General features: G+C 52.6%; 23 protein-coding genes. 13 read left to right on the forward strand and 10 right to left on the reverse strand.

Annotation, left to right across the window (positions count from 1 at the left end):
- Positions 1 to 13: 13 nt before the first annotated feature.
- The 3 genes from ACZ5BW_RS05450 (at position 14) to ACZ5BW_RS05460 (ending at position 3384) form a co-directional block, all read left to right on the forward strand.
- Positions 14 to 970, forward strand: a complete 957-nt coding sequence (locus ACZ5BW_RS05450; protein ID WP_464543266.1) for a hypothetical protein — start codon at positions 14 to 16, stop codon at positions 968 to 970.
- Positions 948 to 2381: a surface carbohydrate biosynthesis protein gene (locus ACZ5BW_RS05455; RefSeq protein ID WP_464543267.1), complete on the forward strand. Its 1434-nt coding sequence runs from the start codon at positions 948 to 950 to the stop codon at positions 2379 to 2381. Before ACZ5BW_RS05450 ends, ACZ5BW_RS05455 begins: the two co-directional genes overlap by 23 nt.
- A 124-nt stretch (positions 2382 to 2505) precedes the next feature.
- Complete coding sequence (locus ACZ5BW_RS05460) at positions 2506 to 3384, forward strand: N-acetylneuraminate synthase family protein (RefSeq protein ID WP_464543268.1); 879 nt, start codon at positions 2506 to 2508, stop codon at positions 3382 to 3384.
- A 244-nt stretch (positions 3385 to 3628) separates the two neighbouring features.
- Here the strand turns inward: ACZ5BW_RS05460 and murJ are convergent, their stop codons facing one another.
- Positions 3629 to 5164, reverse strand: coding sequence for a murein biosynthesis integral membrane protein MurJ (murJ, locus tag ACZ5BW_RS05465; RefSeq protein ID WP_464543269.1), 1536 nt, complete (start codon positions 5162 to 5164; stop codon positions 3629 to 3631).
- A 203-nt stretch (positions 5165 to 5367) separates the two neighbouring features.
- On the opposite strand from murJ, the gene rpsT reads away from it, so the two are divergent.
- The gene (gene rpsT / locus ACZ5BW_RS05470) at positions 5368 to 5631 is read left to right on the forward strand and encodes a 30S ribosomal protein S20 (RefSeq protein WP_464543270.1); all 264 of its coding nucleotides are present in this window, start codon (positions 5368 to 5370) and stop codon (positions 5629 to 5631) included.
- 173 nt (positions 5632 to 5804) lie between these two features.
- On the opposite strand, the gene ACZ5BW_RS05475 is transcribed toward rpsT, so the two are convergent.
- Positions 5805 to 6629, reverse strand: a complete 825-nt coding sequence (locus ACZ5BW_RS05475; protein WP_464543271.1) for a slipin family protein — start codon at positions 6627 to 6629, stop codon at positions 5805 to 5807.
- Positions 6630 to 6642: 13 nt separating this feature from the next.
- On the reverse strand, positions 6643 to 8097 hold the full coding sequence (locus tag ACZ5BW_RS05480; protein ID WP_464543272.1) for an NfeD family protein: 1455 nt from the start codon (positions 8095 to 8097) through the stop codon (positions 6643 to 6645).
- A gap of 32 nt (positions 8098 to 8129) precedes the next feature.
- On the opposite strand from ACZ5BW_RS05480, the gene ACZ5BW_RS05485 reads away from it, so the two are divergent.
- The 5 genes from ACZ5BW_RS05485 to ACZ5BW_RS05505 all read left to right on the forward strand — a co-directional run bounded on the left by ACZ5BW_RS05485 (position 8130) and on the right by ACZ5BW_RS05505 (position 14372).
- Positions 8130 to 10109, forward strand: a complete 1980-nt coding sequence (locus ACZ5BW_RS05485; protein ID WP_464543273.1) for an aminotransferase class I/II-fold pyridoxal phosphate-dependent enzyme — start codon at positions 8130 to 8132, stop codon at positions 10107 to 10109.
- Positions 10110 to 10209: 100 nt separating this feature from the next.
- A complete protein-coding gene (locus ACZ5BW_RS05490) occupies positions 10210 to 11382 on the forward strand; it encodes an acetylornithine/succinylornithine family transaminase (RefSeq protein WP_464543274.1) in 1173 nt (390 codons plus the stop codon).
- A gap of 95 nt (positions 11383 to 11477) precedes the next feature.
- Positions 11478 to 12401 (forward strand): ornithine carbamoyltransferase, encoded by a 924-nt coding sequence (gene argF / locus ACZ5BW_RS05495; RefSeq protein WP_464543275.1) that lies wholly within the window; start codon positions 11478 to 11480, stop codon positions 12399 to 12401.
- Between the two features lie 69 nt (positions 12402 to 12470).
- A complete protein-coding gene (locus ACZ5BW_RS05500; RefSeq protein ID WP_464543276.1) occupies positions 12471 to 13712 on the forward strand; it encodes an argininosuccinate synthase in 1242 nt (413 codons plus the stop codon).
- 174 nt (positions 13713 to 13886) lie between these two features.
- A complete protein-coding gene (locus ACZ5BW_RS05505) occupies positions 13887 to 14372 on the forward strand; it encodes a YajQ family cyclic di-GMP-binding protein (protein ID WP_464543277.1) in 486 nt (161 codons plus the stop codon).
- Here the strand turns inward: ACZ5BW_RS05505 and ACZ5BW_RS05510 are convergent, their stop codons facing one another.
- The 6 genes from ACZ5BW_RS05510 to ACZ5BW_RS05535 all read right to left on the reverse strand — a co-directional run bounded on the left by ACZ5BW_RS05510 (position 14373) and on the right by ACZ5BW_RS05535 (position 18146).
- The gene (locus ACZ5BW_RS05510; protein ID WP_464543278.1) at positions 14373 to 15077 is read right to left on the reverse strand and encodes a type 1 glutamine amidotransferase; all 705 of its coding nucleotides are present in this window, start codon (positions 15075 to 15077) and stop codon (positions 14373 to 14375) included.
- Between the two features lie 60 nt (positions 15078 to 15137).
- On the reverse strand, positions 15138 to 15665 hold the full coding sequence (locus ACZ5BW_RS05515) for a FecR family protein (protein WP_464543279.1): 528 nt from the start codon (positions 15663 to 15665) through the stop codon (positions 15138 to 15140).
- 101 nt (positions 15666 to 15766) lie between these two features.
- Positions 15767 to 16186 (reverse strand): ExbD/TolR family protein, encoded by a 420-nt coding sequence (locus ACZ5BW_RS05520; RefSeq protein ID WP_464543280.1) that lies wholly within the window; start codon positions 16184 to 16186, stop codon positions 15767 to 15769.
- Complete coding sequence (locus ACZ5BW_RS05525) at positions 16186 to 16950, reverse strand: MotA/TolQ/ExbB proton channel family protein (protein WP_464543281.1); 765 nt, start codon at positions 16948 to 16950, stop codon at positions 16186 to 16188. Before ACZ5BW_RS05525 ends, ACZ5BW_RS05520 begins: the two co-directional genes overlap by 1 nt.
- 4 nt (positions 16951 to 16954) lie before the next feature.
- Complete coding sequence (locus ACZ5BW_RS05530) at positions 16955 to 17626, reverse strand: energy transducer TonB (RefSeq protein WP_464543655.1); 672 nt, start codon at positions 17624 to 17626, stop codon at positions 16955 to 16957.
- A gap of 16 nt (positions 17627 to 17642) precedes the next feature.
- Positions 17643 to 18146, reverse strand: coding sequence for a thioredoxin domain-containing protein (locus tag ACZ5BW_RS05535; protein ID WP_464543282.1), 504 nt, complete (start codon positions 18144 to 18146; stop codon positions 17643 to 17645).
- Between the two features lie 554 nt (positions 18147 to 18700).
- Between ACZ5BW_RS05535 and ACZ5BW_RS05540 the strand changes: the two genes are divergently transcribed.
- The 4 genes from ACZ5BW_RS05540 (at position 18701) to ACZ5BW_RS05555 (ending at position 20557) form a co-directional block, all read left to right on the forward strand.
- The gene (locus ACZ5BW_RS05540) at positions 18701 to 19276 is read left to right on the forward strand and encodes an RNA polymerase sigma factor (RefSeq protein WP_464543656.1); all 576 of its coding nucleotides are present in this window, start codon (positions 18701 to 18703) and stop codon (positions 19274 to 19276) included.
- Positions 19273 to 19650: a DUF3619 family protein gene (locus ACZ5BW_RS05545; RefSeq protein WP_464543283.1), complete on the forward strand. Its 378-nt coding sequence runs from the start codon at positions 19273 to 19275 to the stop codon at positions 19648 to 19650. Before ACZ5BW_RS05540 ends, ACZ5BW_RS05545 begins: the two co-directional genes overlap by 4 nt.
- Complete coding sequence (locus ACZ5BW_RS05550) at positions 19632 to 19997, forward strand: DUF3106 domain-containing protein (RefSeq protein WP_464543284.1); 366 nt, start codon at positions 19632 to 19634, stop codon at positions 19995 to 19997. Before ACZ5BW_RS05545 ends, ACZ5BW_RS05550 begins: the two co-directional genes overlap by 19 nt.
- Positions 19998 to 20140: 143 nt before the next feature.
- Positions 20141 to 20557 carry an RDD family protein gene (locus tag ACZ5BW_RS05555; RefSeq protein ID WP_464543285.1) on the forward strand — a complete coding sequence of 139 codons (417 nt, stop codon included), beginning with the start codon at positions 20141 to 20143 and terminating at the stop codon, positions 20555 to 20557.
- Between the two features lie 120 nt (positions 20558 to 20677).
- On the opposite strand, the gene tldD is transcribed toward ACZ5BW_RS05555, so the two are convergent.
- Positions 20678 to 22138, reverse strand: coding sequence for a metalloprotease TldD (gene tldD / locus ACZ5BW_RS05560; protein WP_464543286.1), 1461 nt, complete (start codon positions 22136 to 22138; stop codon positions 20678 to 20680).
- Positions 22139 to 22158 lie beyond the last annotated feature (20 nt).

Here is a 22158-nt window from a genome sequence, read left to right on the forward strand (position 1 = left end):
TCACAGAAAAATTGTGTCGATCAACCGCACCATTTCCATCCCACGGGTAAACAAATATAAAGTAGCTATGGCTCCTTCCGCTAACCAAGCCAATGTTTCCGATATTGTTCTATCACCGTCGTTTCAGGTTGTTGAGGATTCATTAAAAAGATTTTCACTGCCATGTTTTCACGATCCCGAACGAGTCGAGGAATATGTTGATTTATTCTCTCTGCGAACGTTGTGTAAAGCATTAGAAGCAGGTCGAACAGAGAGCAAAAACTCTGCGCTTGAAAAATCGGTCTCTCCGTTTGAGGAAGCGCCCTTTGAACCCGAATATGATGATTTGTGTCGCCTTCACTGGATTGCGTTAAATCGTAAAGTCATTAACATTCTCGAGCTTGGCAGCGGTTATAGTACAGTGGTCCTTGCTGATGCGATGCGTATACTTAAAAAATACTTCGGTAATTGGGCTAAGAAATCTATACGTAGCGATAATCCCTTTCATGTGTATGCCGTGGAAGAAGAGCAGCGTTTTCTAGAAATCACCAAATTAAGACTCGGATCAAAACTTAAAACATTTGCCACCGTTTCGCGTAGCTCTGTCGATGTTCTGATTCATGACAATAGAATTGCAAGCGTATATTCAAAACTACCCAACATATCCCCCGATTTTGTTTATCTCGATGGCCCTTCCCAGTTTGCTACTACACAGGAAATAAATGGTTTCTCGTTGAATAGCAAAGCAAGAATGCCAATGTCCGCAGATATTCTGAGAATTGAGTTTTTTTTCGAACCGGGCACGCTTATTCTGGTGGACGGCAGAACTGCTAACGCTCGTTTTTTGAAATCATATCTACGTCGAAACTGGGCCTATCTGCATGACCCGCTCGGAGATATTCATTATTTTGAGCTGCAGGAAGAACCGCTTGGACCCTTTAATAAGTTGAAGCTTGAATTCTGCTTAAATGGAAACTGGCTTATCAGCTAAATCATCCACTATGAGAAATTTCGCTTCAACTCTCATTATCCCTGTCGAAAATCAGGTTCGCGAGCTGGACGGAAAGCTCCTGCTGTCCTGTGTAGCTGCGGAGCGCGGTTTTCCGGTAATTATTGGCTCACGTGCGTTCATTCATTTCGAAGTGGCATCGTTTCCACGGGGTGTGTACTTAGCGAAAAGCATGCGTAGCCTGAGCAATTCGATGTTCAGGATTCTGCGCATGCTTGGGCATCAGATTGTGGCATGGGAAGAAGAGGCATTGGTTCATCCTCCGGCCGAAACCTATTTCAACCTGCGGTTGTCCCCGACGACGATCAGTAATGTGTCCCACATATTTGCTTGGGGTCAGGAGAACTTCGATTTGCTCCAGCAATACCCGCAACTGCCTAAAAGACTACCTATTCACATTACTGGAAATCCACGCGGAGATATATTGCGGCCAGAAATGCGGCCCTACTTCGATACGGAGGTAGAAAAACTACGTAAACTTTACGGAGATTTCATTCTTGTTAATACCAATTTTACTGAGGTAAATCCCTTTATTCCCAGTATTGGCCTATTCGTGCCAACAAAAGACGGGCATAAGACATCCCGACGCGGCCAAGCCGGAATTGGAGTGAGCTGCGAATTTGCCGAAGGACTTTGGAATCATAAGCAAGCAATACTCGAAGATTTCAAGCAGCTCATTCCGGCCCTCGAGCAGGCTTTCCCCCATCTGATGATCGTGGTCCGGCCGCATCCAAGTGAAAATTTCAAGGTGTACAACGATATTGCCGCAAAATGCAAGCGGGTCAAAGTCATCAATGAAGGTAACGTCATTCCCTGGCTTCTGGCTTCGAAGACAATGGTACATAACGGATGTACGACGGGATTGGAGGCGTATGCGCTGGGGGTGCCGGCCATATCATACCTTTCCACATTCAATGAATTCTACGACCATGACTTCCAGGGTCTTCCCACCAAGCTAAGTTATCAGTCCTTCAATTTTGAAGAATTACAGAACACTTTGACTCGAATTCTTGAGGGTAAGCTCGGTCCCCCTGGAGGCGAGGAACGCAAGACGCTCATCGATTACTATCTGGCGGCCCGGAATGGGCGTTTGGCTTGCGAGCGTATTGTCGATATCCTCGAGGATAGCGGTTATGCTGAAAACCAGCCACCCGCGCCATCCGTGGGAACATATGCTCAAGGATGGGCGTTCGCGAAATTAAAGGCTTCTGTCACGAAACTGAATATGCGACGCCCTGGCCCCAACAGACTTTCATATCACGATCATCGCTTCCCCCAGATCTCTGTCACGGAGATTGAGAAGAAAATTGCACAGTTTGGCCGCTTATTGAACCGTTTCGACAATATTCGCGTTAAGCAATATTCAAAACATCTGTTCAAAATCCAGGGTTAGCGGCTCTCTGAAGTCTTTTTTCAAAAAACTTTTCTAACCTCCATGATTAGGATACTGATCCCAGCCGATGAGCGCGGGGACTTGATATTTATTGATTTGAGTCAGGGATAAAATCATATTATTTATGAAGATACCAAGAGTCATTGCTGAAATAGGCTGTAATCATAAAGGGGATATTGAGATTGCACGAAAAATGATAGGGATTGCAGCCACATTTGCAAAATGCGATATCGTAAAGTTTCAAAAGCGTTCGAATAGGGAATTGCTTACCCCTGAAGAATATAATGCACGCCATCCAAATCCTCAAAACAGTTATGGTGAAAGTTATGGTGCCCATCGCGAATTTCTGGAATTTGATATAGACCAGCACCAACAATTACAACAATGGTGCCAGGAGTTCAAGATCGGCTATTCGACATCTGTCTGGGATCTTACCTCGGCGAAAGGAATCGCCAGCCTCAATCCCAAGTTCATCAAGATACCCTCGGCGTGCAATCTTAATTTTCCCATGCTCCAGTATCTCGCGATCCATTATGCTGGAGACATTCATATATCCGTGGGTATGACTACCCCTGCCGAACAAGAACAGATCGTTCGTTTGATGGAGAAGTACCGCGCTGCCGACCGGGTAGTGTTGTACGCATGCACATCGGGATATCCCGTCCCCTTTGAGCAAGTCTGCCTGCTGGAGATACGAACTCTCATTGAGAGATTTGGCTCGCGTGTCAAGGAAATTGGATTTTCCGGTCATCATCTCGGCATTGCCGTTGACATTGCTGCCGTGGTTTTGGGGGCATCCTGGGTTGAACGGCATTTCACTTTGGATCGCACATGGAAAGGAACTGACCATGCGGCTTCACTGGAACCGGATGGTTTGCGCAAGCTGGTACGAGATGTTCACAATGTTTCCAATGCCTTGAAGGTCAAGGAAAATGAAATGACAGAAATCGAGCTTGTGCAGCGCGACAAACTGAAACGCGTGCAAGGGGTTCACTTGAGCTGATGTGGCAAGTAGTATTACGCCTCTATCTGTGAGTTCCTTACAAGCAAAGTTTTTGGCGTACTCGCTGCGGACCTGGGAATTTGTACGTTAGAACATCCCATCAGTGGCAGTCGTTCGATCTGACATCCGAAGAACTCGCATTTCCATCGCTGTTCATGCGGCGCACGGAATCCTGCTGAATTGAACTTGCCTACGGACCAAAGAGCGGGACTCCCGGATGAAGTCTGAGAGTCTGCTGTTTTTCCTATGCAGCGCGCCGGGAGAAATCCTTAAGGCGAAAACCGAGCAGCCATAAGGTGACAAAGTAGCTTGCCGCACCGATTATGACGACTCCTGCCAACCGTACTCCTCGCACCGCCGCCGTATCCGTCAGCCACGAAACATCGCTGCCTGAAGCAAACCATAATATGGTTCCCATCGTCGCCAGGGCTACCGCTATCTTTGTCATAAAAATACCCCATCCCGGTTGAGGCTGATAAATCTGGTGGCGCCGTAATTTGTAATAGAGCATGCTCGCATTGATACAGGCGCCTAATCCAATGGCAAGCGCCAGCCCGGCGTGTTGCAGCGGTATGATGAAGGCGAGATTCATCAACTGGGTCGCGACAAGCGTGATAAGGGCTATTTTTACGGGGGTCTTGATGTTTTGCCTTGCGTAGAAGCCGGGCGCCAGCACTTTCACCAGAATCAACCCCAGCAGACCCACGCTGTACGCGATGAGGGCATTGCGTGTCATCCAGACATCGTTGGCCGAGAATTCGCCATGATGAAACAGTGTCGTGATAAGCGGTGTGGCAAGCAGCGCCAGCGCCACCGCTGCGGGCAATGTCAGCAGCATGGTCAGGCGCAAACCCCAGTCGAGCAGGCGGGAATATTCATCCGTGCTGTTGTCGGCGTAGTGCCGCGATAAGGACGGCAGCAGGATTGTACCTAGTGCAACACCCAGCAGACCGGCGGGAAACTCCATTAACCGATCCGCGTAATAAAGCCAGGAAACGCTCCCTGTGACAAGAAAGGAAGCAAATATCGTATTGATCAGCAGACTGATCTGGCCGATGGACATGCCGAAAACCGCCGGTCCCATTTGCTTGAGAACGCGCCATGCGCCATTGTCGTGGGATTTCAGGCGCGGACGCGGCATCAATTTGAGGCGCATGAGGAACGGTACCTGGAAGGCAAGCTGGAGCAATCCCCCGATGAATACCGCCCACGCGAGCGCCAGCACTGGCGGGTCCATGAGTGGCGCAAGCCATAGCGAACAGCCGATAAACGACAGGTTGAGCAGGGCCGGAGTCAGCGCAGGCACCGAAAATCTGCCCCAGGTGTTGAGTATGCCGCCGGCCAGCGACACGAGCGAGATGAACAGGATGTAGGGAAACGTGATCCGCAGCAGTTCCACCGTAAGCTCGAATTTCTCGGGGCTTGCCGTGAATCCTGGCGCACTTACATAGATGACCAGCGGCGCCGCAATAACGCCTGCCAGCGTGACCGCAAATAACGCAATGAACAGCAGTGTTGCGACATGACTTACCAGTTCGCGCGTATCTTCGGCTGTGCGGCGATTCTTGTATTCGCCAAGTATGGGTACGAATGCCTGCGAAAACGCGCCCTCGGCGAACAGACGGCGCAACAGGTTGGGGATGCGGAATGCCACAAAAAAAGCGTCGGTTTCGACGCCTGCCCCAAAAATGCGGGCAATGATGACATCCCGTGCAAATCCCAGAATGCGGGATATGAACGTCATCCCGCTGACGGTGACAAGGGCTTTGAGCAGGTTCATGGGTGCGTATGTTAACTGAATACTTGAGGTTTAGGGTTGCTTCACCATGAGTCGTTCTTCACTGCCGCTCTTCGACAGATGCAAATCGGTACAAATGCCGCAATGGTTAGCAACAACAGATAGAGTTGCAGTTTTCTTGCAATCAGGCGTAAACACCCGTATCATTCGAAAATTTTCCGTAAAGGGTAATCCGAGGAATTTTCATGGCCAACAGCGCACAAGCAAGAAAACGTGCTAGACAGAATATCAGTCATCGTAACCGCAACATGAGTCTGCGCTCGGAGTTGCGCACAGCGATCAAGCATGTAAGAAAGGTGATCGGATCGGCCGACAAAAATACTGCCCAGGCCGCGTATCAGGCGTCTGTCGGTACCATAGATTCGATTGCGGACAAGGGAATCATTCACAAGAACAAAGCAGCCCGTCATAAAAGCCGTCTCTCGGCAGCCATCAAGGCGATGGCCTGATCGTTCAGATCCAACAAAAAAGCCCGGGAATCACCCGGGCTTTTTTGTTGGCGCTCCTTTTGTCAATGGTTTAGCACAATCCGATCCATGACATGGGTACGCAAAAGTCTTCGGCTTGAGCAGGAAAGAGTTTCGGTTGGATGAGTTCGCATTGGCGTCGGCATTAGCGGCGCTTACATAGATTCAGCGGAATCATGCATCGGGGCATCTTCTGGTCCCTCGGTGTCAGGAGCTTTCGCCTTCCGGTTCCTAGTCGCCTCTGTCAGCGTCGATACCAGGTCCATCGGCACTGGAAAAATAACGGTATTGGATTTGTCGCCCGCGATTGTCGTGAGTGTCTGGAGGTAGCGCAATTGCATAGCGCCAGCCTGCCGCGACAGCGTTTCTGCCGCCTGCATCAGTTGCTCGGATGCCTGCAACTCGCCCTCGGCGTGAATCACCTTGGCACGGCGCTCGCGTTCTGCCTCCGCCTGCCGGGCAATAGCCCGTATCATTGATTCATCGATGTCCACATGCTTGATCTCGACATTCGAGACCTTGATACCCCAGGCATCGGTCTGAATATCCAGCACCTTCTGGATATCCATGTTGAGCTTCTCGCGTTCAGCCAGCATTTCATCGAGTTCGTGCTTGCCTAATACCGATCGCAACGTGGTTTGTGCGAACTGACCGGTAGCGGCAAGAAAGTTCTCCACCTGGATGATGGACTTTTGCGGATCCACCACACGAAAATATACCACGGCACTGACTTTCACCGAAACGTTGTCGCGTGAAATGACATCCTGGCTCGGTACGTCCATCACTATGGTACGCAGGTCAACTTTCACCATTTTCTGGATACCGGGAATGATGATGATCAGACCCGGGCCTTTCACCTTATAGAAGCGTCCGAGCAGGAACACGACACCGCGTTCATATTCTCGCAAAATCCGGAATATCGAGAATAGCGCGAGGATAAGAATGAGGGCGAGCGTGCCGAATACCGAATTGGCGAGCATAAGTGTCTCCTGGTTATTTTTCTGCTGCGATTACGTGCAGGACGAGGCCTTCGATTCCTGTCACGCGCACCTTCTGGCCCCGAACCAGTGGTTGGGCGGAATGCACGGTCCACAACTCACCGCGAATACGTGCCATGCCCTCGCCAGAAGTGTCTTCCAGCATTTCTCCCACTGCGCCGACTATATGCTCCTGGCCACTCACCAACGGTTTCTGGCGGGTCTTGAGCGCCATGCCAATTACGGAAACCAGGAAGAGGGCGCTGGCGAAGGCTACTCCGCCGACGATCGGCCAGGGGATACCGAACCCGGGCACATCGCTGTCAATCAGCATCAGGGAGCCCACGACGAAAGCGATAATTCCGCCGATACCGAGAGCGCCGAAGCTGGGCAAGAACATTTCGGCTACCATGAATCCGATACCGAGCAGGATCAAGGCAAGTCCGGCATAACTTACCGGCAGTAACTGGAAGGCATACATGGCGATAAGCAGACAGATGGCGCCTGCTACACCGGGCAGCACAAAACCGGGATTGGCAAACTCGAAGAACAGTCCATAAATGCCGATAAGCATCAGGACATAGGCAACGCTTGGATTGGTGATGATGGCGAGCAGTTGCGTGTGCCAGTCGGGTTCTACGACTTCCACGATGGTGGAGCTGGTATCGAGTGTACGGTCCTGGCCGAGTACGTTCACTTGCCTGTCATCGAGCTGCTTTAACAGATCCGCAATATCGGCAGCGACATAATCGATGACTTTGAGGTTCAGCGCTTCGGAGGCCGACAGGCTGACTGCTTCGCGGACGGCTCTTTCCGCCCATTCCACATTACGCCCGCGCATCTGCGCAAGGCCACGTATGTACGCCGCAGCGTCATGAACTATTTTGCGGGACATTTCATCCTTTATGGGAAGCTTGTCCTCTTTCTCCGGATTTTGCTCGCGGTTCTCGCCTGATTTCGGTTTGGCCCTGGGTTCAGGTTCTGATCCTGGCAAGCCGCCAATTTCTATTGGCGTTGCGGCACCCAGGTTGGTGCCCGGCGCCATCGCGGCGATATGGCTTGCATAAAGGATATAAGTGCCGGCACTGGCTGCCCGAGCCCCGCTCGGCGCCACGAAGGTTGCCACGGGCACGGGCGAAGCCAGGATACCGCGTATGATACGCCGCATGGAAGTGTCGAGCCCTCCCGGCGTGTCCAGTTGTAACACCACAAGCAGCGCGCTCTCGTTCGCTGCGCGTTCCAGGCCTCGCTGGATGAAATCGGCGCTGACCGGAGCAATGGGACCATCGACTTTCAACACCACGACAGGGGAAGCTCGAACAACCGACGGCAGCAGAAGCAGTATCGCCAGGATACCGGCAGAAAGAGTTCGAATGAGCAGTTTCATTTGTTCAATATAGACCGTTTCATCCGTTACAAATTCGCCAAAAAAGCTTGGCAGATGCTTGCAATGCCCTTTATTTTGGCGCATAAAGCGACTTCCATATCAAAAGCATTTATTTCATGAAGAGACCGGTAAGCAGGATTCTCGTTATCAATGATGAAAAACTGATACTCAAGGAGCTGATAAAGGGATTGAACGCCGCGGCCAAATCCCTTGAAAACCCTCTGGGCATTATGTTTTCAGGAGTCACTACTGCGCGTGAGGCACTTCAGGCTATCCAGGATGATGGCGACATTCAGTCCGTGCTGGTGGACGACACGCTCTACACGCTGAAAAATGGCGAGAAGGGTTCCCGCATCCTGCAAATGACGGCGCTGAAACTGGTGCAGGAAATAACCCGTTTTCGCCCCGAGCTGGATATCTACATCCTGATCGCGCAGGAGAAAGAGGATGAGGTGGTGGATGCGCTGTTTTCTGAAACCGTGGATGGTTATTTCTACCGGGAAGAGCGCGATTACCGGGGCATGTACCGGATTTTGAACGCGCAGCTTCAGGAAAAAGCGCGCACGCCTTTTTACGATCAGCTCAAAAATTATGTATTGATGGCAAAGGATGCCTGGCATACGCCGGGGCATTCTTCGGGCGATTCGTTGCGGGACAGTCCCTGGGCTAGTGATTTCTATCAGTTTATCGGCGAGCATATTTTTAGGGCGGATCTGTCGGTATCAGTGCCCATGCTCGATTCGCTCATGGAACCTTCCGGTGTCATTGCGGAAGCACAGAAGATTGCGGCAAAGGCGTTTGGCGCCCGCCGCACTTTTTTTGCCACAAACGGCACCTCCACCGCCAATAAGGTAATATTCCAGACGTTGCTCGCCCCCGGCGAAAAGCTGCTGCTGGATCGGAACTGTCATAAATCGGTTCATCACGGGGTCGTCTTATCCGGCGCCCATCCAATCTATCTCAACTCCTCTGTAAACAAGAAATTCGGGGTTTATGGGCCGGTGCCCAAACAGACACTGTTCAGGGCAATCGAAGAACATCCCGATGCCCAGGCGCTCATACTCACGAGTTGTACCTACGATGGTTTCCGCTATGACCTGCCTCCGATCATCGAGGCCGCGCATGCCAAAGGCATCAAGGTGATCATCGATGAAGCCTGGTATGGCTTCGCCCGCTTTCATCCGGCTTTCCGTCCCACTGCCCTGGAAGCAGGCGCTGATTATGCTACTCAAAGTACACACAAGGTGCTGTCGGCTTTTTCCCAGTCCAGCATGATTCATATCAATGATCCCGAATTCAATGAGCATCTGTTTCGGGAAAATTTCAACATGCATACTTCCACCAGCCCGCAGTACAGCATGATTGCAAGCCTCGACGTGGCGCGCAAACAGGTGGTGATGGAAGGATACAAGTTGCTGTCGCGCACGCTGGAGCTGGCGAAGGAAGTGCGCGAGCAGATTAATTCGACCGGCGTGTTTCGCGTACTGGAACTGGCGGATCTGTTGCCTGACGAGGTGAAGAACGACAATATCCAGCTCGATTCGACCAAGGTGACGGTTGATATCTCCCGCTGCGGCTTTACCGTGGAAGATCTGATCCGGGAACTGTTCGAGCGATATAACATTCAGGTGGAAAAATCCACTTTCAATACGCTCACTCTGCTGCTGACCATCGGTACCACGCGCAGCAAGGTGTCACGTCTTTATGATGCTCTCATGCGCATTGCACGCGAAGGCAGGGCGCCTCGCAGACTCTACCAGATCCCGGAGCTTCCGGGATTTACCGAATTGAAGTATCTGCCGCGGGATGCTTTTTACTGTGGTGGCGAGATCGTCCCGTTGCTCGACGAGCAGGAACGGGTAAACGATAGCCTGAAAGGGAAGGTTTGCGCGGACCAGATCACGCCTTACCCGCCGGGTATTCCCGTGCTGGTGCCAGGCCAGACCATCACGCCCGAGGTGGTGCAATATCTAATCGGCATGCTCCGGTCGCAGAAACGGGTGGAAGTGCACGGGATCGTTTATGACGGCTATCTGCCGTGTTTGAGGCTGTTGAGCGACGTCGAGGAAAAGAGCTTGAAAAAGCTTGCGAAATAGGTAAAACTAAAGGATTCTACAGAATAAACCACAATAAATTTCACCACGTCGCACGGCGGCTCATGCCGCCGTGTTGCATTCTGATCTGGCAAATTTACCTATGTCGAATTTGATGAATACCTACCTGCGCCTGCCCGTTACATTTGCGAGGGGGGAGGGAGTGTGGTTATGGGACGAGGAGGGCAAGCGCTATCTCGATGCGCTTGCCGGAGTAGCGGTATGCGGGCTGGGGCATTGCCACCCTGCGCTGGCAAAGGCGCTTTGCGAACAGGCAAATACCCTTATCCATACTTCCAATCTCTACCATATCAGGAAGCAGGAACAGCTGGCGACGAGATTGACTGCGCTCTCGGGCATGGAGAATGCATTTTTCTGCAACTCAGGGGCCGAGGCCAATGAGGCAGCCATCAAGCTTGCAAGGTTGTATGGACATGGGAAGAATATTGATTTGCCGACTATTATCGTCATGGAAAAATCCTTCCACGGACGTACCATGGCGACTCTGACTGCAAGTGGCAACCGCAAGGTGCAGGCTGGCTTCGAGCCGCTCCTCACTGGTTTTGCACGGGTTCCCTATAATGATCTCGAGGCAGTGGCGCAGGTTGCGGAACACAACAAGAACGTCGTCGCTATCCTGGTTGAACCTTACCAGGGGGAGGGGGGGGTCAACGTGCCGCAGGCAAGTTACCTGCAAGGTCTTCGCCACCTCTGTGACCAGAACGGCTGGCTGCTGATGCTGGATGAAGTGCAGTGTGGAATTGGCCGAACCGGCAACTGGTTCGCTTTTCAATACAGCGGCATCACACCGGATGTCGTTACGCTCGCCAAAGGTCTGGGATCGGGCGTGCCCATTGGCGCATGCCTGGCGAAAGGTATTGCAGCAAATGTCTTCAAGCCAGGCAATCATGCCTCCACTTTCGGTGGAAACCCGCTCGCCTGCAGTGCTGCGCTCGTCACGCTCGAAGTAATCGAGGAAGAAGACCTGCTGCGCAATGCAATGGAAGTGGGCGATTTCATGCGCAGCCTGTTCAAGGCGCAGTTGGGGGACTTGCCGGATGTGACTGAAATTCGCGGCCAGGGCCTGATGATAGGCATCGAGCTTTCGAGATCGTGCGGTGAACTGGTGAAGGAAGCTTTGAAAAAAGGCCTTCTCATCAATGTAACCTCCGACAAGGTAGTGCGTCTGCTACCGCCGCTCGTGATTCAACGAAGCGAGGCTGAGCAGGTAGTTAACACTTTATCTCCCATTGTGAAGGAATTTCTGGCAGCTTGAGTTTTTTGCGATCGTGAAAAGTGAACGGTTGAAGTCATCCGGGCTTAAGTCTTCGCAATGGTTTTCGCAATGGACTCGCCCCTGACACCAAAAATATGCAGATCAAGCATTTCCTACAGTTCAACGATTTTTCCCGGGAGGAATTCGAGTATCTGTTCGAGCGCACACGCTGGATCAAGCAGGAGTTCAAGCAATACCGGCGCTACTGGCCGCTGGAAGACCGTACTCTGGCCATGATCTTCGACAAGCATTCCACCCGCACCAGGCTCTCGTTTGAAGCGGGCATGCACCAGCTGGGCGGGGCGGCAATCTATCTTTCCACTCGTGACACCCAGTTGGGGCGTGGCGAGCCGGTTGAAGATGCGGCGCGCGTGATTTCGCGGATGGTGGATATCGTCATGATCCGCACCCATGAGCATGATATTGTCAGGCGGTTTGCGGCGCATTCACGCGTCCCGGTCATTAACGGACTGACCGATGAATATCACCCCTGTCAGATCATCGGGGATATTTTTACGTTCATCGAGCACCATGGCAGCATTGCCGGCAAGACAGTGGCGTGGATAGGGGACTCCAACAACGTTTGCAATACGTGGCTTCAGGCAGCGGAAGTATTCGATTTCAACGTGCATGTCTCCACTCCGCGGGGCTACGAAGTGGAGCCGGAACGGGCAGGTCTTTACGGGACGAGCCACTATGAGGAGTTCGCCGATCCACATGAGGCAGTAAAAGGCGCAGATCTCGTTACCACCGACGTCTGGACCAGCATGGGATTCGAGGCCGAAACCGAGGAGAGAAAAAGGGACTTTGCGGATTTTCGGGTGGATGAGGAAATGATGTCGCACACCCGCAAGGATGCGTTGTTTATGCATTGCCTGCCTGCTCATCGCGGCGAGGAGGTGGCGGCGGAAGTGATAGACGGACCGCAATCGGTGGTATGGGACGAGGCGGAGAACCGTCTGCATACGCAAAAGGCGCTGATTGAATACCTGTTGCTGGGAAGACTGGATAACGCCTGATAGAGCAGGATTTTCAATATGGGTTATTCGGCGAAGTCCAGCCGGCATTTTTTTATCAATGAGACAAGCATGGGAAAAGAAAACAAGGCGAATGCCGCTGAGATTAAAAAAGTAATCCTGGCATTTTCCGGAGGTCTGGATACATCGGTAATCCTGAAGTGGCTGCAGGATACCTATCGGTGCGAAGTTGTCACCTTCACCGCGGACATTGGCCAGGGGGAGGAGGTGGAACCTGCCCGCGCAAAGGCGAAGCAGCTTGGGGTGAGGGAAATTTTTATCGATGACCTGCGCGAAGAATTCGTGCGCGATTTCGTCTTTCCCATGTTTCGCGCCAATACCATTTATGAAGGAGAGTACCTGCTCGGCACCAGCATAGCGCGCCCGCTGATTGCCAAGCGCCAGATCGAAATCGCACGGGAAACCGGTGCGGACGCCGTGTCGCATGGCGCGACCGGGAAAGGTAATGACCAGGTGCGTTTTGAACTCGGTTACTATGCGCTTCAACCGGATATCCAGGTGATTGCGCCGTGGCGCGAATGGGATCTTACGTCCCGGGAAAAGCTTCTGAAATATGCGGAGCAGCACGGAATTCCGGTGGAAATGAAGAAAAAGGAAGGCTCTCCCTACAGTATGGATGCCAACCTTCTGCATATTTCGTATGAGGGACGTATTCTCGAAGACCCTGCGCAGGAGCCGGAAGAGTCGATGTGGCGCTGGAGTGTTTCGCCCGAAAAAGCACCGGACAGTCCGGAATATATCGATCTCGAATTCAGGCAGGGCGATATCGTTGCATTGAATGGGGAAGAGCTTTCGCCGGCGCGCCTGCTCGCCAGACTCAATGAACTGGGGGGCAAGCACGGGATAGGACGCCTGGATCTGGTCGAAAACCGGTATGTCGGTATGAAATCCCGCGGGTGCTACGAGACCCCCGGCGGCACGATCATGCTGCGTGCGCACCGGGCCATGGAGTCCATTACACTGGACCGTGAAGTCGCACATTTGAAAGACGAGCTTATGCCGCGCTATGCCGAACTGATTTACAACGGCTATTGGTGGAGCCCCGAACGCAGAATGATGCAGACGATGATCGATGCGTCACAGGCCCATGTGAACGGCTGGGTGCGGGTGAAGCTCTACAAGGGTAATGTGATTGTCGTGGGGAGAGATTCGAAAACAGATTCGCTGTTTGATCCTCATATTGCGACCTTCGAGGATGACCAGGGTGCGTACAATCAGACGGACGCTGCCGGTTTCATCAAGTTGAATGCACTCAGGATGCGGATTGCCGCCAATTTGAGAAATCGCAAATAATAGCGCTGGAATTACCAGCAGCAATGGAACCAAAGGTGTTGAAAGTGATGCAAGTATCATGCAATCGAGGGCGAAACCTGTACATCTCTGATGATGCATGAACAGAGCAGCGCCAGCGTGAGGTGGAAGGCCCGCTTTATGAAAGCTGCATGAGATTCTTTTGAGAAGATTGATATGCCATCATTCGATATCGTTTCCGAAGTCGACAAGCAGGAAGTTAGAAACGCAGTTGACCAGGTGAATAAGGAAGTGGGCACGCGCTTCGACTTCAAGGGTTCTGACGCCCGCGTGGAGCAGGCGGATTACACGCTTACTGTTTTTGCCGACGATGAATTCAAGCTGGACCAGGTGTTCGACATCCTGACTGCCAAACTGGCCAAGCGGAATGTCGATGTGCGCTCCCTGGACAAAGGTCAGGTGGAAAAAATCAGCGGCAACAAGGTGAAGCAGCTCGTCACGGTTAAAACCGGCGTGGAAAGCGAGCTGGCTAAAAAAATTATCAGGCTCATCAAGGACAGCAAACTCAAGGTGCAAGGCAGCATTCAGGGGGATACCGTGCGTGTTTCAGGCGCAAAGCGGGACACTTTGCAAGACGCCATCCAGCTGGTCAAGAAATCGGTCACGGATTTTCCCCTGCAATTTCAGAATTTCCGCGATTGATCAACGAGCGATTCCGTTGATCCATTTTGCATACAAGCGCTCGGCCACCTGATTTAACGCCAATATCCGGCTGGACAAATCCGCTTGCATTGCCTCTGCAGGTTGCACCGCAGGGCCTGGGCTCGAAGCAATTTCCTCCGCACCGTGGCTGCACCAGTCTTTCACCATTTCTTCGGTCATTTCCACATGGCACTGCAATCCCAAGTGTTTATCCAGTGCGAATGCCTGATTTTTACACCAGGGGCTGGAAAGCAACAGTGTGGTGTTATCCGGGATAGTAAAAATCTCGCCATGCCAGTGGAACACCTCGCACTTTGACAGATTCCCGAACCACTCCCGGGCTGACTGATTATCGGCAGTGCTCGCCTCACCCCAGCCGATTTCCTTGATCGGGCTTTTGGAAACCACTCCTCCCAGCGCCTTCGCCATTAATTGACCGCCGAGACAGTGCCCCAATACAGGAATATCGTTTGTCACTGCCTGGCGGATCAACGAGAGTTCATTTCTGATCCAGGGCAAATCATCATTTACGCTCATCGGGCCACCCATGAATACCAAGCCGCTAAATTGACCCGCGTCGGCAGGTACACTTTCACCGGCATCGATTTTTATGAGTTGCCAGGGAATGGCATGGCGATCGAGAAACGTGGCGAAATAGCCCGGCCCTTCGATTGGAAAATGCCTGAAGATTGCGACCGGCTTCATGGACAGGTTTGCACTCCGCTCGCTGGCGAGTAGGAATGGGAGGAAAGGGAATCCAGATATTTAGTACCGGTCAGCGTGGCGCCAAGGGGCTATCTCGGTATCCGCAATCACCCTCTGGCCGGTAACCTGGATGCCATCAAAATCTGCGCGTTCGTGTGCGCCCACGAGGTAAGTTCCGGTCTTAACCAGGATCTCCACCTGTCCATTCGCCACTGCGACGCTACCGCCACCGATGCGCTTGCTGACACTGAAACGGGTGCCAATGTCCCTGATGTAGGTGGTTCCCACCTTCAGATTCAGTTTTCCGGGCTGGTTACCCCTGACATCAAAAAAGGCGTTGCCCCGCAACAGTTCAATCCCGCTGGGTTCCGTATTGGTGACAGCAACACTGCTGTCGGCATCGAGACTGATCGCGATATCGGGCGTTGCAAGAACAGTGAGCCGCTGGCCGGGAATGGTTTCATGGAGACGCGTCTTTATCGGCGCGGCAATGAACCAGGATAACAGGCCGAGCCCCACGGCGGTGGTTACGATGGAGCCATGCACCACGAACGGTAGCCACCACCGGTCGCGGATTATGTCAGGCATGCAACTATATCCTCGCAATGACGAAGCGTTTGCCGGTGTGTCTGTCAGTGCTTGAATTGACCGTGATTGATATTCCTTCTGCAGTCGTGCTTCGGCAACTGTTATTTTTTTGAAGGGTCGGTAACGAAACCTATTCGCACCAGTCCCGCCTTTGCTGCAATGGACATCACCTGCGCTACCTGCTCGTAGTGGACATGTTTGTCGGCGCGGATATGAAGCTCGATATTTGGATTTTGTCCTACCGCCTCAGTGAACCGCGGCGCCAGTTGATCCATTGTAACCGATTCACCGTTCCAGTAAAGACTGGAGTCGTCACGCAGTGCGAATTCCACGTGTTCCGGTTGAGTGATGTTTGGGCTGCTCGATGCCTTCGGCAGATCGATTTTAACGGAATGCGTAAGCAGCGGCGCCGTAATGATAAAAATCACCAGCAGTACCAGCATCACGTCCACCAATGGTACGACGTTGATTTCAGCCATCGGTAGCTGCCGGTTACTGCTGTTCATGCTGCCGAATGCCATTACAACCTCCTTTCGCCGGGTGCCGCCGCGGGGGAAACCAACGGAGTAACCACCCGCAAGGAACGCTCATCGCCGGGAGATCCGCCTGTTTTTGTTCCAACCGTGATCAGGACGAAAAGATCATGGGCAAAGGCATCGAGTCGCGCCAGCCAGATGCGATTGCGCCGTACAAACGTGTTATAGGCCAAAACCGCGGGAATTGCCACCGCCAGCCCGAGCGCTGTCATGATCAACGCTTCTCCCACGGGACCTGCTACCTTGTCCAGCGTACCCTGGCCGGATAATCCGATTTGGATCAAGGCGTGATAGATGCCCCATACCGTGCCAAACAAGCCGATATAGGGGGCAGCCGAACCTGCGGATGCAATCACGGTGAGACCATTTTCCACCTGCGCTGCTTCCTGGTCGAGGCCATTGCGCAGTATGCGGGTGATGAATTCGCTCGCGCCGCCCGCTGCCGCGAGATTTTGCAATCCATGTTTCTCCGAATCGGCGGCTGCGTTCATTGCCAACCTGGCAAGTTGCGCAAAGGCGTTGTCATCCGAATCCTCTTTCAGCGTCGAATTTACTTCCTGCAACGAACCCGCGCTCCAGAAACGCTTGAGAAAGGTATCAGCCTGCTTTCCCGCCATGATATTGGAGATACCCTTGGTCAGTATGAGATACCAGCTTGCTACAGAGAGCGCAAGCAGCAGTATGAGCACCGTCATACCGACGCCGTCGAGCTGCGCCAGAAAATTTGAAAATCCGAGACCTGTTTGCATTAGGTTAATCTCCTTGGAGTACAAAGTTGAAGGGTTGCAGGGCAACAGCCCGCACCGGTTGACCATTGCGTACGGTGGGTGTGCAGCGCCAGGTTTTGACAGCGGTCATGGCAGCTTCGTCCAGCCGTTTGAAACCACTGCTGTTCACTACGTGTGCCACATTGACGTATCCTTTTTCATCCAGTTCCACTCTTAATACGAGCTTTCCTTCCTCGCCGAGCCGTTTCGAAAGCGCCGGATAAGTCGGCGCATTCAAGTGAGGGCACGCGACCGATAATTCCGAGGAAAGCGAAACCGGGCCAGCCGGCATTTGCGGCGCAGGGGCTGCTTCCACTACCGGCTCGGGTTCGGCTTCAGGCTCGGCTTCGGGTGCCGGTTCCGGTGGAGGAGGTGGCGCGACCGGCTCGCTTTCAGTCAGTGGCGGCGCCTTTGCAACGAGTTGCTGAGGTTGCGGTTTCTTTACAGGTTTAGGTTTAGGCTTCGGCGGAGGAGGTGGCGTTTCAGGCTTGGCCTCTTCCTTCGGTTGGGGCGAAGGAATGAAATTTACTATCAGTGTCGCTAGTTGTTCCGGTGGGGGAATCAGCTGTTGTTTGAACAGGAAATAAAGCAAACCGGCGTGGATCACAACGACGAACATCAAGCCAGACAAGGATATGCTGTTGTGCTTCAAGTTCATTGCCTGCCCTGTCATCTCAATGCTTTCCATTCTGCTTTCCATTGGCGGTATCGACAGTATTTCGCGCCAGCCATTCCTCGACGAGCGACTTGTTGATCAGGCCCATCCTGACCGTGCGCTGATGTTTCTGATCATAGAAATAAGTCCGCGGTACTTCGCCGTACCAACGACCGTCGATTTCCTGGCGCAGGCGTTCCGGCATATCCTCTGCGAAAACCCATTGTTCGAACTTGGCGGTTCCATAGTTTGCCGCCCGGTCAGCGAGTTGAGGCATATCATCGATCGTATCGGTAGCAATCAGTACCACATCCAGTCCGGGGTGACTCTTTTCAAGCTCGCTCAGCATTTTGAGTTCAGTGGGGCAATACTGGCAATCGAGGGACCAGAGGACGAGAATGAAAGGTTTGTTCGGTCGGGATGCAAGCACTTGCTCGAGGCTTCCCGATGTAAAGGGACGAATGCTTTCCACCGCACTGGCAACGCCGACAGCATTGATGAAGAACATCAGTACGAATGCCATCCGAAGCAGGGAACTGCCAGAGCTACCGATCAAACCGCGGGGCGATGAGGTGAATCGGAATTTCAGAGTACCTGACATTGGTAATGTAAATCTAATTAAGAATCACTTGCAATTCAAGGCGGAATTGTACCACTAACAGGCGACTGCACAAATATTCGGGATGCAGTTTCGGTTTTTTCTGGGTAAATTTAGGCAACTTTGGGAAGGAATTTTAGATATCTCCGACGACCCCGCGTCCATGATAGGCAAGAAAAAGGATTACTACAATGCGACAAATTGTCGCAGGAGCAGAACAGCCTCCTTCGAAAAAACCTCATTGGGACTCAAATGCGACTGTCCCGCTCTCGCGCTTTTCGAATATCGGGCATGGGATCATGAAGACTGTATTTCTTCATACCTTGCTCAAGCCCGACCCTGGAGAGGCATACGAATAAACTTCACCTGGCATTACCTGCTTTGTTAAAACAGCTATAGTAACCCGCCAAAAGTTTGCTAACATTGCCGCCGGTGAGGAGTTTGCTCCTGTTCTGTCATCTTCCGAGAGGCGAATCGTCCTGGCTACAAAACAGGAATTTTCGAATTTTCTGGCTGAAATCGAACGGCGCGCCTATAAGCAAGCTTTGTTTGCCATACGCGATGAACATCTTGCCCTGGATATTGTTCAGGACTCGATGATGAAGCTTGTCGAGAAATATTCGGCCAAACCCCTGGAAGAATTACCTCTCCTGTTTCAACGCATCCTGCAAAATACCATCCGGGATTTTTATCGTCGACAGAAAACGCGCTCACTGTGGACGACGCTGTTTTCAGCATTCATTCCTTCCGATCATGAAAAGGAAAGTGAAGATTTCGATCTGCTGGAAACTTTGCAATCCGATGCGTCATCATCTAAGGTTAATGATCCCCACCAACAGCTCGAGCAGTCGCAACTTATCAATCTGCTCGAGAGGGCTATTGAAACCCTGCCGGCACGTCAACGCGAGGCTTTTCTACTGCGTTACTGGGAGGAAATGGATGTTATGGAAACTGCGAAAATCATGGGGTGCTCTGAAGGGAGCGTAAAAACGCACTGTTCCCGTGCAGCCCATGCACTTGCCGCAATGTTGAAAAAACATGGAATCGGACTATGAGTGAAACTGATATAGGGAGGGAAGTGGCGCGGTTGCTGGATCGCGGACTCGATGACATCAAGCAGGGCACATTGAATCGTCTCCAGTCTGCGCGCCGGGCTTCTCTGGAAAATTACCATGTGGCGGAAACAGTCGTCCGGCTTGGCCAGAGCGGGCAGGTCGCTTCATCGCGAGGGGGGCACCATGGTCATTCACGGGTTGGCAAATTGTTATCGGTGATAACATTGTTGCTGGCTTTGGCGGGGGCCATTTATTGGCAGAATTTGCAGCAGAGTGATGAGAATGAGGAAATCGAGATAATGCTGCTCGTGGATGATCTGCCGATAGATGCCTATCTGGACGATGAGTTGGGTGAATGGTTAAATCAGTCATAGCCATCACATCGGCGCTGTGCCTGTTACTTTCGGTCCCGGTTGAAGCAGGTCAACCTGTCTGGGAAGAATTGAAGCCGCAGCAAAAGGAGGCGTTGGCTCCGCTCGCACAGGAGTGGAACGGGATGGACCCTGTAAAGAAGAAGAAATGGCTGGGCATTGCCAGACGCTATCCGCATATGACACCCGAAGAGCAGCACCGAACCCAGTTGCAGATGCGGGATTGGTATTCGCTGACCCCTGAACAGCGGGAACTGGTACGTGAGAAGTATAAAACCATCAAGAAATTACCGCCGGAAAAGCGCCAGGAAATAAAGCGCAAATGGCGTGAGCATGAGCATCAGCAATGAAGCATCCCACTGTGGCAGGCGATTCAACACAGGCAGACAGGCAGAGGCGTCTCCCGGTTTTCTGAGTTGTTTTCTGTTTTTTCTCAATATTGCACTGTAATAAGACCAATACGAAAGCCTTCCTGAATGGATTTCCCGACACCATGAAAATTTCCGCGCCGGGACTGGGGCGGAGATTACTGAGTATGCTGTATGAATCGCTGATTCTGGTTGCGGTTCTGTTTATCGCCAGTTTCGTTTTTCATCTTGTCTTCCGGGATACCAGTTCCGTTTTTTTCCGACCCGCATTCCAGCTTTACCTGCTCGTGGTTGCAGGTATTTATTTCACCTGGTTCTGGACCCACGGTGGACAAACATTACCCATGCAAACCTGGAAGTTGCGTGTAGTCAGTGCCGACGGAGGTCACCTTAATCTGAAGCAGGCGCTCGCACGCTATCTCTTTGCCGTCATCGGCATCTTTTTGTTCGGTTGCGGGATATTGTGGGCGTTATTCGACCGGGATGGATTGTTCCTGCATGACCGGCTTGCGGGTACCCGGATCGTGAGGATCGAGCAGTGAGAATACCTGGCAGGATCGAACGTATTATGGGGCTGGGGCTGGGACGCGACCGAAGTCGCAGTTCCAGGGTCGTCCCCGATCAGACCTGGAACTGCGGCATATCTGGATCAGGCATTGAGGCTACGCCGTTCCTCCCACTGTCAACCCATCTATGCGAAGGGTTGGCTGACCCACGCCTACCGGCACGCTCTGGCCTTCCTTGCCACAGGTGCCCACACCGGGATCAAGCGACAGATCGTTACCGATCATCGAAACGCGGGTGAGTATATCGGGACCGTTGCCGATCAGGGTGGCGCCTTTCACCGGATACGAAATTTTTCCGTTTTCGATCATGTAGGCTTCCGCAGCCGAAAATACGAATTTCCCGCTGGTGATATCCACCTGTCCCCCGCCGAAATTGACCGCATATAATCCGTGCTTCACGGAAGCGATGATTTCTTCCGGGGTTTTGTTCCCATTCAGCATATACGTATTCGTCATGCGCGGCATGGGAATGTGCGCAAACGATTCGCGTCTTGCATTTCCAGTGACGGGAACGTTCATCAGTCGTGCATTCAGGCTGTCCTGCAAATAACCCTTGAGTATTCCGTTTTCGATCAGCACTGTGCACTGCGTGGGATTCCCTTCATCATCGACATTGAGCGAGCCCCGCCGGCGTGCAATAGTGCCGTCATCCACCACCGTCACTCCCGGTGCAGCCACGCGTTCGCCGATTCGGCCCGCAAACGCGGAACTCCCCTTGCGGTTGAAGTCTCCTTCCAGCCCGTGGCCGATGGCCTCATGCAACAGTATTCCCGGCCAGCCCGCACCGAGCACCACGGTCATGGTTCCGGCAGGCGCCGGTTTTGCATGCAGGTTCACGACCGCCTGGTGAACCGCTTTTGCAGCATAGTCGCGCAGCACGTCATCCGTGAAGTATGCATAGTCGAAGCGTCCTCCTCCTCCTGCAACTCCTTGCTCACGGTTGCCGTTTTCCTCGGCGATAACCTGCAGCGAGAGACGTACAAGCGGGCGCACATCAGCTGCCAGAAGACCATCACTGCGGGCAACGAGAACCACTTCGTATTCCCCTGAGAGGGAGGCCATGACCTGGATAACACGTTTGTCCAGCGCCCGCGCATAACTCTCGAGCTTTTCGAGCAAAGCCACCTTGTCCGTATCCTTGAGGCTGGCAATCGGATCCTCCGGCAGATAAAGCTCGCGCCCCTTGCTGCGCTTGACGGCCTGCACCGATTGCGTGACGCCATGGCGGGCGATGGCTCGCGTGGCCTGTGCAGCGGACACCAGCGCAGGCATGCTGATGTCGTCCGAATACGCAAAAGCGGTCTTGTCTCCGCTGACTGCCCGTACACCCACGCCCTGATCGATATTAAAGCTGCCGGATTTGACTATGCCTTCTTCCAGAGCCCAGCCCTCGGCCCGGCTATACTGAAAATACAGGTCGGCATAATCAACGCGGTGCGCAAGCATCTGGCCGAACACGTTCTGCAACCCGGTTGCATCCAATTCATGAGGTGCAAGCAGACAACTGTTGGCTGTCGCGAAAAGATCGTTAACCTGGATAGTCTGTTCTGTAATCATGGTAGTTAGTGGTGGAGAAG

Source organism: Nitrosospira sp. TNL300 (assembly GCF_055385915.1).

Coding starts and splice junctions, on each gene's coding strand:
- ACZ5BW_RS05530 (WP_464543655.1), bottom strand. CDS start 17,626: ATGAACTTGAAGCACAACAGCATATCCTTGTCTGGCTTGATGTTCGTC.
- rpsT (WP_464543270.1), top strand. CDS start 5,368: ATGGCCAACAGCGCACAAGCAAGAAAACGTGCTAGACAGAATATCAGT.
- ACZ5BW_RS05520 (WP_464543280.1), bottom strand. CDS start 16,186: ATGGCATTCGGCAGCATGAACAGCAGTAACCGGCAGCTACCGATGGCT.
- ACZ5BW_RS05455 (WP_464543267.1), top strand. CDS start 948: ATGGAAACTGGCTTATCAGCTAAATCATCCACTATGAGAAATTTCGCT.
- murJ (WP_464543269.1), bottom strand. CDS start 5,164: ATGAACCTGCTCAAAGCCCTTGTCACCGTCAGCGGGATGACGTTCATA.
- argF (WP_464543275.1), top strand. CDS start 11,478: ATGCAGATCAAGCATTTCCTACAGTTCAACGATTTTTCCCGGGAGGAA.
- ACZ5BW_RS05490 (WP_464543274.1), top strand. CDS start 10,210: ATGTCGAATTTGATGAATACCTACCTGCGCCTGCCCGTTACATTTGCG.
- ACZ5BW_RS05545 (WP_464543283.1), top strand. CDS start 19,273: ATGAGTGAAACTGATATAGGGAGGGAAGTGGCGCGGTTGCTGGATCGC.
- ACZ5BW_RS05535 (WP_464543282.1), bottom strand. CDS start 18,146: ATGGCATTCGTACTGATGTTCTTCATCAATGCTGTCGGCGTTGCCAGT.
- ACZ5BW_RS05510 (WP_464543278.1), bottom strand. CDS start 15,077: ATGAAGCCGGTCGCAATCTTCAGGCATTTTCCAATCGAAGGGCCGGGC.
- ACZ5BW_RS05505 (WP_464543277.1), top strand. CDS start 13,887: ATGCCATCATTCGATATCGTTTCCGAAGTCGACAAGCAGGAAGTTAGA.
- ACZ5BW_RS05500 (WP_464543276.1), top strand. CDS start 12,471: ATGGGAAAAGAAAACAAGGCGAATGCCGCTGAGATTAAAAAAGTAATC.
- ACZ5BW_RS05485 (WP_464543273.1), top strand. CDS start 8,130: ATGAAGAGACCGGTAAGCAGGATTCTCGTTATCAATGATGAAAAACTG.
- ACZ5BW_RS05460 (WP_464543268.1), top strand. CDS start 2,506: ATGAAGATACCAAGAGTCATTGCTGAAATAGGCTGTAATCATAAAGGG.
- tldD (WP_464543286.1), bottom strand. CDS start 22,138: ATGATTACAGAACAGACTATCCAGGTTAACGATCTTTTCGCGACAGCC.
- ACZ5BW_RS05515 (WP_464543279.1), bottom strand. CDS start 15,665: ATGCCTGACATAATCCGCGACCGGTGGTGGCTACCGTTCGTGGTGCAT.
- ACZ5BW_RS05555 (WP_464543285.1), top strand. CDS start 20,141: ATGAAAATTTCCGCGCCGGGACTGGGGCGGAGATTACTGAGTATGCTG.
- ACZ5BW_RS05480 (WP_464543272.1), bottom strand. CDS start 8,097: ATGCGCCAAAATAAAGGGCATTGCAAGCATCTGCCAAGCTTTTTTGGC.
- ACZ5BW_RS05475 (WP_464543271.1), bottom strand. CDS start 6,629: ATGCTCGCCAATTCGGTATTCGGCACGCTCGCCCTCATTCTTATCCTC.
- ACZ5BW_RS05550 (WP_464543284.1), top strand. CDS start 19,632: ATGGTTAAATCAGTCATAGCCATCACATCGGCGCTGTGCCTGTTACTT.
- ACZ5BW_RS05525 (WP_464543281.1), bottom strand. CDS start 16,950: ATGCAAACAGGTCTCGGATTTTCAAATTTTCTGGCGCAGCTCGACGGC.